Here is a 9,417-nt window from a genome sequence, read left to right on the forward strand (position 1 = left end):
TGCGGCGCCGGCGCTCCGTCCCTCAGCCCGCGAGGGGCGGGTTGAGGCGGGCGAAGGCCTCCTGCCGCCGGTAGGGGAAGTACGGGTACGGGGCCGTGCGGGCACTCGCCGCGTCCAGCCGGGCGACCTGGTCGTCGGTCAGTGTCCAGCCGACCGCGCCGAGGTTCTGCCGCAGCTGCTCCTCGTTGCGGGCGCCGATGATCACCGAGGAGACTGTCGGCCGGCGCAGCAGCCAGTTGATCGCGACCTGCGGCACGGTGCGTCCGGTCTCGGCGGCGACCTCGTCCAGGGCGTCGACCACCCGGTGGAGCAGTTCGTCCTCCACCGGCGGGCCGTAGTCGGCCGTGTCGTGCAGGCGGCTGCCGGCCGGGAGGGGCTGTCCGCGGCGGATCCGCCCGGTGAGGCGGCCCCAGCCGAGCGGGCTCCACACCAGCGCGCCGACGCCCTCCTCCCGGGCGAGCGGCATCAGCTCCCACTCGTAGTCGCGGCCGACGAGGGAGTAGTAGACCTGGTGGGCGGCGTAGCGGGGGCGGCCGTGGCGCTCGGCGAGCGCGAGGGACTTCATCAGCTGCCAGCCGGAGAAGTTGGAGACGCCGGTGTAGCGGACCTTGCCGGCCCGGACCAGGTCCTCCAGGGTGGCCAGCACCTCCTCGATCGGGGTGCCCGCGTCGTAGGCGTGCAGCTGGAACAGGTCGAGGTGGTCGGTGCCGAGGCGGCGCAGCGCGTCGTCGACGGACCGGACGAGGCGGGCGCGGGAGGTGCCGGCGTCCTGCGGGCCGTCGCCGGTGGGCAGCCCGGCCTTGGTGGAGATGAGGACCCGGTCGCGGCGGCCGCGGACGGCCTGGCCGAGCACCTCCTCGGAGGCGCCGTCGGAGTAGACGTCGGCGGTGTCGAACAGGGTGACGCCGGCGTCGATGGCGATGTCGAGCAGGCGGCGGGCCTCCTGGACGTCGGTGGTGCCCCAGGCGCCGAACAGCGGGCCGCGCCCGCCGAAGGTGCCGGTGCCGAGGCTGAGCGCGGGGACCTTGAGTCCGGACGCGCCGAGGCGGCGGTATTCCATGTCGGTGTCGGCGGTGCCCATGGCGGTTCTCCCCTCGAAGCCCCTAATGGGACTCCCGTTCCGTTAGTATGCCGTGAACCTAGCAGACTGCCGCCGCCTAATGGAACAGGAATCCCGTTAATGACCGCCGAGCCCTCCTCGCCCGAGCCCTCCCCGCCCGAGCCTTCCTCGCCCGGGACCGTCCGCCCCGGCGGCCGGACCGCCCGGGTCCGCGCCGCCGTCCTGCGGGCCACCGAGGACGCCCTGGTCGAACACGGCTTCAGCGGCCTCGACCTCGGCGACATCGCCCAGCGGGCCGAGGTCGGCCGCACCACCGTCTACCGCCGCTGGCGCGGCACCACCGCCCTGGTCGCCGACCTGCTCGCGGACATGGCCGAACAGTCCCTGCCGCGCACCCGCAGCGGCTCCCTCACCGAGGACCTGCGCGCCAACGCCCGGCTCGTCCGGCGCACCCTCGCCGACCCCCGCCAGGGCGCGCTGTTCCGCGCGGTCATCGTCGCGGCGAACTGCGACGAGGACGCCGCGGAGGCCCTGCGGCACTTCTACCGGCGCCGGGTGGAGGAGTGGGCGCCGTGCGTCACCGAGGCCGTCGAACGCGGCGAACTCCCGCCGGACACCGACGCGCCGGAGGTCGTGCGGGCCGTCTCGGCTCCGCTCTACTACCGGATGCTGACCACCGCCGAACCGCTGGACGAGGCCGCCGCCGACCGTGCCGCAGCCGCCGCCGAGGCCGCCGCCCGCGCCGGGGCGTACCGGCGGGCCGACGGCTGAGCGCGCGAACGGCCGCACGACGCAAGCGCGTCGTGCGGCCGTCGAATGCGGTGCATGCAGTGCGTGCCATGGACGCGAATCATGCGGTGCATGCGGTTCATACGGTGGATGTGGTCACGAGATCAGTCCTCGTCGAGGTCCTCGTACTCCTCCCGGAGGCTCTCCACCACGTCGCTCCAGAGCTCGGAATCCTCCGGACCCTGGCCCAACTCCTCCAGCAGCGCGACGAATTCGTCCAGCGCGCTCTTCGCCTCGCCGTTGCGGATCCGGCCGTCGAAGCGGGCCAGCAGTGCCAGCGCGCCGATCAGCCCCGGCAGGGAGCCGGCCGCCTCGCCGCGGTGGCCGCTCGCGTGGTCCCAGCCGTTCGGGTCGTAGATCTGCACGGTGCCGGATTCCGCGTCGACCATCATGTGCAGTTCGCCGAACGTCCCGACGCAGTACCCCCAGGTGCTCGGCGGGGTGTCGTCGTCCGGCGTGCGGTTGCCGAACAGCTCGTCGAGGTCCGCCTCCCACATCCCGCGCTCGGGCAGGCCGGTCGCGTCGTAGTCGACGAGGTCGACCTCGACGGCCGGCAGACCCACCCCGGCGAGGAACTCACGGGTCCCGCGGTCCTTCAGGCGCTCGGGCAGCGTCTCGGGCCGCCACAGCGCGCCCGGACCGAAGCAGGACTCCAGCCAGGCCGCGGTGGGGGTAAGGGCCGCGGCGAGCAGCTCGGCATCAGGCGTGGTCATCGGTGCGTCTCCCCCGGTCGGAACGGTGTGCCGACGCCATTCAAACGCACCGCTCCGACAACGGGGGCCGCCGGGGTGCCACCCTGACGGCTCGCCCGGCGGCTCAGAAGAGGCCGTCGTCCTCGTAGTAGTTGTTGACGACGACCTCCGGGCCGTCGTCGAACGCCTCGCTCAGCAGGGCGCCACCGACCAGGCCCGCCGCGCCCGCGCCGATCAGCGCGCCGGTGCCGAAGCGGCGTCCGCCTCCCTGGCCCTGCTGGCCCTGCGGCCCCTGCTGGACGGGCGCCTGCGGGTACCCCTGCTGCTGGACGGGCTGCGGGTACCCCTGCTGCGGGGTGTAGAACGGCGGGACGGTGGTCTGCACCCGCTGGGCGCAGGCGACGCAGGTCTCGATCTGGCGCGGCACGCCCCACTGCGGCGACCACAACACCGCCGTCGTGCCGGCACCGTGCGAGGGGTCGAAGAAACACGTCACGGGGGAACTCCCTGGTACTGGCGGGGTCTGCGGAACGGGGGGCGCTGCGACGGGAACCGCCGGCGGCAGCGGGGCCGGCGGCACGGCCGGCTTCACCGGGGCAGGGGCGGGCGGGGCTGCCGGAGCGGGCTGCAGGACGTCCACGCCGAAGTCGGCGGCGATGCCCGCGAGCCCCGCAGCGTACCCCTGACCGACGGCCCGGAACTTCCAGTCCGCGCCGTGCCGGTAGAGCTCGCCGAACACCATCGCCGTCTCGCTGCCCGCCTCCGGCGCCACGTCGTAGCGGGCCACCTCGGCGCCGCCGTCCGGGTCGGTGATCCGGACGTACGCGCCGCGGACCTGCCCGAAGCTCTGGCGCCGCTGCGCCGCGTCGTAGATCGCCACCGCGAAGACGATCTTCTCGACGGCGGCGGGGACCTCTGCCAGCCGGACCTCGATCTGCTCGCGGTCGGCCCCGCCGCCGGAGCCCCCCTGGTGGCGGACCGAGCCGTCCGGGCTCCGCAGGTTGTTGAAGAACACGAAGTTCTGGTCCGAGCCGACCTTTCCGTCCGCCCCGCACAGCAGCGCACTGGCGTCCAGGTCGTACCCGCCCGCGACCGTCCAGCCGAGGCCGACCCGGACCACCCTCAGCCCGGGGGCCTGCTTGCCCAGGGAGACGTTGCCGCCCTTCGTCAGGGCCACACTCATGGGACTTCCTCCACGACCGTACGAAGTTCCGCTGTTCGACTACGACAACGCTGTAGAACTCGCACCGGTTCCCGGCCCCGCCGTCAGGATCGCGTCAGCACCGCGCCCGGGCCGGGGCCGGACCGAACCCGGCCCGGCCCCCGCCCCGCACCGACCACGGATCAGTACCGGACGGGGAGTTCCAGCAGGCCACGGGCCCGCAGGGTGGGGCGGTGGCGCAGCTGCCCGACCGGCACGTCGAGGGCGAGGCCGGGGAAGCGGCGCAGCAGCGCGGTCAGCGCGACGGCGGTCTCCATCCGGGCCAGCGGCGCGCCGAGGCAGTAGTGGATGCCGTGACCGAGGGCGAGGTGGCCGGTCTCGCGGCGGCGCAGGTCGAGCCGGTCGGGGTCGGCGAACTGCCCGGGGTCGCGGTTCGCGGAGCCGAGGGCGAGCAGGACGGTCTCCCCCGCCGGGACGGTGACGCCGCCGATGCCGACGTCCTCGCGCGCGAAGCGGCGGATGGCCAGCGGGGCGGGGCCGTCGTAGCGGGCGAACTCCTCGACGGCGCCGTCGATCAGCTCCGGCTCGGCGCGCAGGGCCGCGAGCTGCTCGGGGTGGGTGAGCAGGGCGAGGACGGCGTTGGCGATGAGGTGGACGGTGTTCTCGTAGCCGGCGAAGAGGATGAGGAAGGCGAGCGAGGTCAGCTCGTCCTCGCTGAGCCGGTCGTTCCCGGCCGCTGCCCGACCACCTTCCCGCCCCTCGCCGACCTGCCCCTCGCGCACGGCCTCGTCCCGCACCGACTCGTCCCGCACCGCGATCAGGTCGGAGAGCAGGTCGTCGCCGGGTCGGGCGCGCTTGCGCTCGATCAGTGCGGTGAAGAATCCGAGCATCGCCTTGACGGCGGCGCGGGTCGCCTCGGGCCGCTCGGGGTCGGGGGTGATCAGGCTGTCGGTCCAGGCCCGGAAGTCGTGCCGGTCGTCCTCGGGGACGCCGAGGAGGTCGCAGATGACGGTGATCGGCAGCGGTGCGGCGTACGCGGCGAGCAGGTCGGCGCGACCGGCCGGGGCCATGGCGTCCAGCAGTTGTTCGGCGACCTTCTCGATCGGGGCGCGCAGGGCGGCGATCCGGCGCGGGCCGAAGGCCTGGGCGACCAGGCGGCGGATCCGGGTGTGGTCCGGCGGGTCCATGGTGAGCAGGTTGGCGTCCAGCGCGGGCGGCAGCGCGAAGCCTCGGTAGTTGCCGGGTGCGGCGTGCACCTTGTCGAGGGCGAGCCGCGGGTCGGCGAGGGCCTGGCGCACGTCCGGGTAGCGGGTCACCAGCCAGACGGGCAGGCCGTCGGGGCCGACGACCCGGTGGACGGGAGCGTCGGCGCGCAGCCGGGTGTAGCTGCCGTACGGATCGGCGATCAGGGTCGCGAGGGTGAGGTCGGGCGCTGTCACCCGCCCAGCCTACGGGCCGTGCGGCGGCACCCTGGCGGGGCGTCAGGTCCGGACCTATTGTCAGGTAACATGACACTTCTCCGCCGTACCGCCGGACTGGCCGCCGCCCTCACCGGAACGCTCGCCGCCCTGCTCGCCCCGGCCGCCGCCCACGCCGAAGCGGGCGGCTGCCGCACCGTCACCACGGCGGCGCCCGACGCCGAGCAGGCCCGCCTCCAGGACGCCCGCACGGCCGCCTTCACCGAGCGGTCCGGCCTGCGCGACCTGCTCCGGGGGTTCCCGGCCGCCCTGTGCTCCGCCCGCACCGCCCACCGGGCGGAGCAGGTGGTGGACGCCTGGGGCCGGGCGCTCTGGCAGGCCGGCGTGGACCGCGCCCAGGGCCGGCGGCCGAGCGGCGAACTGCCCGCCCGCGACGACCGCCCGCTGTACTGGACCCGGCTCGCCATGACCGTGCGGCTGGCGGACTGGCAGCCCGGGTTCACCGTCGACCGCGCCGGGCTGCGGGCCCGCTTCGAGGACGCCTCGCGCGGCCTGGGCGACCGCTTCGCCGCCGCGCCCGGCGTGCGCCGGATCTTCGTCAGCGGCTTCGACCCGTACGGCCTGGACAGCGAGCCGCGCCGCGCCAACCCCTCCGGCGCGGCCGTCCTGCAGCTGAACGGACGGCGGATCACCCTCGCCGACGGCAGCACCGCCGAGGTGCGGGCCGTCGTCCTGCCGGTCCGCTACCGCGACTTCGACGAGGGCATCGTGGAACGCGCCTTCGGCCCGCACCTGGTGCCCGGCCCGCAGGCCGCCGACCTGATCACCAGCATCAGCCAGGGCTACCCCGGCACGTTCACCCTGGAGGCCTGGGCCGGGCGCGCCCGCTCCGCCGACCCGGCCACCGACAACGTCGCCGCCCTCTCCGGCGGGACGACCCGGCACCCGGTCGACGCCCCCGGTCTGGCCGCCGGGCCCCAGTTCATCCGCACCACCCTGCCCACCGACGCCATGACGGCGGTCCAGCAGCCCTACCCGGTGCTGCTCAACACCCCCGTCACCGAGATCCCCGCCGGCGCCACCGACCCCGTCGTCCGCACCGACGGCCCCACCCCCGGCTCCCGCGCGGTCGCCGGCGGCGGGGGTGGCTACCTCTCCAACGAGGTCGCCTACCGCTCCAACCGCCTGCGCCTCGACCTCGCCCCCGGTCTCCCCGGCGGCCACCTCCACACCCCGGTCCTCACCGGCCTCCCGGCGGACCGGAACCGGCTCACCGCACCGGAGTTCGAGCAGAACGAGGCCGCGATCGCCGATCAGGTCCGCGCCGTCCTGAGCAGCGCCCGCCTCTGACCCTCAGCGGACGGCTCCGCCCCTCAGCGGGCGACTCCGTCCCGCAGCCGACGGCCCGGCCCGCCGCCCGGCGGCCCGAGGAGGCGGCGACCCGGAGGCGGCGACCCGGGGCCGTGCGGGCCGGCCAGGAGGCGGCCCGGGGGCGTGCGGGCCGGCCAGGAGGCGGCCGGCGGCGCGCCCCCGCTCCGCTCCCGCCCGCTCACGCCGGGCCGGCGAAGTGCGTCCCCGCGGCCCGGGCGCGCGAGGCGGCGATCTCCGCGTGGGCGGCCTCGCGGTCCGCCCAGTGCGAGCCCTCGACGGACTTGCCGCGTTCCAGGTCCTTGTAGACCCGGAAGAAGTGGGTGATCTCCAGCAGGTCGAACTCGGGCAGGTCGCCGATGTCCTGCAGGGAGGTGTAGCGCGGGTCACGGGCCGGGACGCAGAGCACCTTCTGGTCGGGGCCGCGCTCGTCGCGCATCACCCACATGCCCACCGTCCGGCAGGTCAGCACGCAGCCGGGGACGGCCGGTTCGCCGCCGAGCACCAGGGCGTCCAGCGGCTCGCCGTCGCCGCCGAGGGTGCCTTCGACGTACCCGTAGTCCGCGGGGTAGCGGGTGGCGGTGAACAGGGTGCGGTCGAGGCGGATCCGGCCCGCCGCGAAGTCCATCACGTACTTGTTCCGCGACCCCTGCGGGATCTCGATCATCACCTCGAACTCCACCGCGGCCTCCTCCTCGGCTCCTCGGGAGAGCGCACGGACTCCCGGAGAGAGTGTCGGCAGTTCGGGCACCCCCCGAAACCGCCTCCGCCGTTCGGCGGAGTCCACTAGCATCCGGGCCATGGGGAGCTGGCGGGTCACGGTCACGGACCACCGACGCAGGAGCGGCGGACGGCCGCAGGGACGCCCGGAGGGCCCGCTGGCCCGACGGGACGGGCTGGAGGTGCACGGCCGCGACGGCGAACTCAGCTGCGTCGAGGCCGCCGGCCGGGTCCGCTGGCGCCGGCCCTGCCCGGGCCGGCCGAACGCGGCCCACATCTCCGCCGACCGGGTGCTGGTCACCACCGACTCCTTCGACTACACCGCCTGGGGCCACCTCGGCCCGGCCCTGCTGCTCGACCTCGCCGACGGCACCCCGGTCGCCGAACTCCGCGGCGAACGCGCGGCGGCCCTCGGCGGCGGCCGCTTCGCCCTCGGGCTGGAGGGCTACGACGCCTTCGACACCTGGGCGTACGACCGGGACGGCACCCTGGTCGACTCCTGGCGCAGCTACGGCCACTACGTCGTCGGCAGCGGCCTGCGGGTGGTGGAGACGGACCGCCGCCGCCCGACCGCGAGCCGGGTGGTGCGGCTGCTGCCCGGCGGGCGGATCGAACGCGGCCCGCTGCTCGCCGACCCGCAGGCCCCGGAGCCGCTGGTGCTGCCCGACGGCACCCTCCTGGTCCTCGACGCCGGGACCCTGCGGGCCGTCGGGCGCGACCTGGACGACGCCGTCCTCGCCGAACTGCACCCGCTGGCCCCCGACCGGCAGCACCGCTTCACCGGCTCGCTGCACCGCACCGGCGACCGCCTCGACGTGAGCCTGGTCGAACGCCACCCGACCCGGATGGGCGCGTACACCACCCATGCCTGGCGGCTCGAACTGCACCCGCCGCACCGGGGCCGGGCGGACGCCCCGCCGGCCCAGGTATCGATTGAGCAGCGGAACTGACGGGCCGACAATACTTCGCCCACGATTCCCCTACGGTGACGCCTGCAACAATCGTCACCTGCAAGAGGGGGCACTCCATGTCCCGGAGCCGGAAACTCCACCGCCTCAGCAACCCCGACGCCGACGAACGCCGCGCCCAGCGCGTGCTGTTCCGCCACCTCCGCGACGACACCAACGCCAACCGCGGCCGGATGGCCAAGCGGGTGCGCGAACTCCAGCTCCTCGTGGCGATGGACCCGGTCGAGTTCGAGCAGCTCGTCGCCCGGCTGATGGAGTCGATGGGCCTGAAGGTCGAGCTGACCGCCCGGTCCCGGGACGGCGGGGTGGACGTCCGCGGCGTCGACACCGACCCGTTCCGCGGCGGCAACGTGATCGTGCAGGTCAAGCGGTACCGCGACACGGTGCCGCCCTCGGCCGTACGGGACCTCTACGGGACGCTGCGCCACGACGAGGCCGCGACGAAGGCCGTCCTCGTCACGACCAGCCGGTTCGGCCCCAGCTCGCACCAGTTCGTCACCGGCAAGGCCGTCACCCTGATCAACGGCTCCGAGCTGGTCGGCCTGCTCAAGCACCACGGCTTCCACGAGGTGTTCGCGGCCGCCCAGGAGGAGTCCTCCGTCGAGGCGGCCGGCCTGGACGGGCTGCCCGCGATCGAGATCGCCGCGGAACCCGCCCGGCTGCTCCTGCACTGGACCGGGGAGGAGGAGTACGACATCGCCGCCCTGGTCTGCCGGGGGAACGTCGCGGTCTCCGACGACCACCTGGTGTTCTACAACAACGGCTCCACCCCCGACGGCTCGGTCCGGCTGGTGACCGGCTACGAGGACGCCAACGCCTGCCTGATGGTCGACTTCGACGCGCTGCCGGCCGACGTCGACCGGCTCGTCGTCATCGCCGCCGCCGACACCGAGAACCACCCGGACGCCACCATGGCCGGGTTCGCCGGACCGGCACTGATCCTGGAGACCGGCGCCGAGCAGGACGCCGCCGTGATGCACCTGGCCGACGGCGCGGAGACCAACACGGCGATGCGGCTCGGCCGGTTCGACCGCGACGCCTCCGGGGACTGGGAGTTCACCCCGGCCCTCGCCGGCTACCCGGGCGGGCTGCGCCAGGCCGTGGTCGCCTACGGCCTGGAGGTCGACGAGGCGTAGGCCCCGTCCGGCCACCGGGGCCGGGGGGGGGGGGCGGGGGGGGCGCCCCCCCGCCCCCCCCCCCGCCCGCCGCCCCCCGCCCCCCCGGGCCCCGCCCCGCCCCG

Annotated in this window: 8 protein-coding genes and 1 pseudogene; 4 read left to right on the forward strand and 5 right to left on the reverse strand. The window is 75.1% G+C overall.

Features of this window, described 5'->3' with window-relative positions:
* Positions 1–22: 22 nt before the first annotated feature.
* Positions 23–1,060, reverse strand: a complete 1,038-nt coding sequence (locus ACFV0O_RS28040) for an aldo/keto reductase (protein WP_380346495.1) — start codon at positions 1,058–1,060, stop codon at positions 23–25.
* A 120-nt stretch (positions 1,061–1,180) separates the two neighbouring features.
* Between ACFV0O_RS28040 and ACFV0O_RS28045 the strand changes: the two genes are divergently transcribed.
* A complete protein-coding gene (locus tag ACFV0O_RS28045; RefSeq protein WP_380346421.1) occupies positions 1,181–1,831 on the forward strand; it encodes a TetR/AcrR family transcriptional regulator in 651 nt (216 codons plus the stop codon).
* A 122-nt stretch (positions 1,832–1,953) separates the two neighbouring features.
* Here ACFV0O_RS28045 and ACFV0O_RS28050 read toward each other — a convergent pair whose 3' ends face one another.
* The 3 genes and pseudogenes from ACFV0O_RS28050 to ACFV0O_RS28060 form a co-directional block, all read right to left on the reverse strand.
* Positions 1,954–2,562 carry a hypothetical protein gene (locus ACFV0O_RS28050; RefSeq protein ID WP_380346423.1) on the reverse strand — a complete coding sequence of 203 codons (609 nt, stop codon included), beginning with the start codon at positions 2,560–2,562 and terminating at the stop codon, positions 1,954–1,956.
* A gap of 610 nt (positions 2,563–3,172) precedes the next feature.
* Positions 3,173–3,724, reverse strand: a pseudogene (locus tag ACFV0O_RS28055) (TerD family protein); the annotation flags it as partial.
* A gap of 161 nt (positions 3,725–3,885) precedes the next feature.
* On the reverse strand, positions 3,886–5,142 hold the full coding sequence (locus tag ACFV0O_RS28060; RefSeq protein WP_380346425.1) for a cytochrome P450: 1,257 nt from the start codon (positions 5,140–5,142) through the stop codon (positions 3,886–3,888).
* Between the two features lie 69 nt (positions 5,143–5,211).
* Between ACFV0O_RS28060 and ACFV0O_RS28065 the strand changes: the two genes are divergently transcribed.
* Entirely contained in the window at positions 5,212–6,471 is a 1,260-nt protein-coding gene (locus ACFV0O_RS28065; protein ID WP_380346427.1) for a pyroglutamyl peptidase, read from the forward strand.
* A gap of 199 nt (positions 6,472–6,670) precedes the next feature.
* Here ACFV0O_RS28065 and ACFV0O_RS28070 read toward each other — a convergent pair whose 3' ends face one another.
* Positions 6,671–7,171, reverse strand: a complete 501-nt coding sequence (locus tag ACFV0O_RS28070; protein ID WP_380346428.1) for an inorganic diphosphatase — start codon at positions 7,169–7,171, stop codon at positions 6,671–6,673.
* A 118-nt stretch (positions 7,172–7,289) separates the two neighbouring features.
* Here ACFV0O_RS28070 and ACFV0O_RS28075 point away from each other — a divergent pair, with 118 nt between their 5' ends.
* Together ACFV0O_RS28075 and ACFV0O_RS28080 are read left to right on the forward strand one after the other, a co-directional pair.
* Positions 7,290–8,159, forward strand: a complete 870-nt coding sequence (locus tag ACFV0O_RS28075) for a hypothetical protein (protein ID WP_380346429.1) — start codon at positions 7,290–7,292, stop codon at positions 8,157–8,159.
* 77 nt (positions 8,160–8,236) lie between these two features.
* Positions 8,237–9,313, forward strand: coding sequence for a restriction endonuclease (locus ACFV0O_RS28080; RefSeq protein ID WP_360264312.1), 1,077 nt, complete (start codon positions 8,237–8,239; stop codon positions 9,311–9,313).
* The last annotated feature ends 104 nt before the right edge of the window (positions 9,314–9,417 follow it).

The sequence above is a fragment of the Kitasatospora sp. NPDC059577 genome (genome assembly GCF_042735475.1).
Classification (GTDB): Bacteria; Actinomycetota; Actinomycetes; order Streptomycetales; family Streptomycetaceae; genus Kitasatospora.

Coding starts and splice junctions, on each gene's coding strand:
- ACFV0O_RS28075 (WP_380346429.1), top strand. CDS start 7,290: ATGGGGAGCTGGCGGGTCACGGTCACGGACCACCGACGCAGGAGCGGC.
- ACFV0O_RS28050 (WP_380346423.1), bottom strand. CDS start 2,562: ATGACCACGCCTGATGCCGAGCTGCTCGCCGCGGCCCTTACCCCCACC.
- ACFV0O_RS28080 (WP_360264312.1), top strand. CDS start 8,237: ATGTCCCGGAGCCGGAAACTCCACCGCCTCAGCAACCCCGACGCCGAC.
- ACFV0O_RS28040 (WP_380346495.1), bottom strand. CDS start 1,060: ATGGAATACCGCCGCCTCGGCGCGTCCGGACTCAAGGTCCCCGCGCTC.
- ACFV0O_RS28045 (WP_380346421.1), top strand. CDS start 1,181: ATGACCGCCGAGCCCTCCTCGCCCGAGCCCTCCCCGCCCGAGCCTTCC.
- ACFV0O_RS28065 (WP_380346427.1), top strand. CDS start 5,212: ATGACACTTCTCCGCCGTACCGCCGGACTGGCCGCCGCCCTCACCGGA.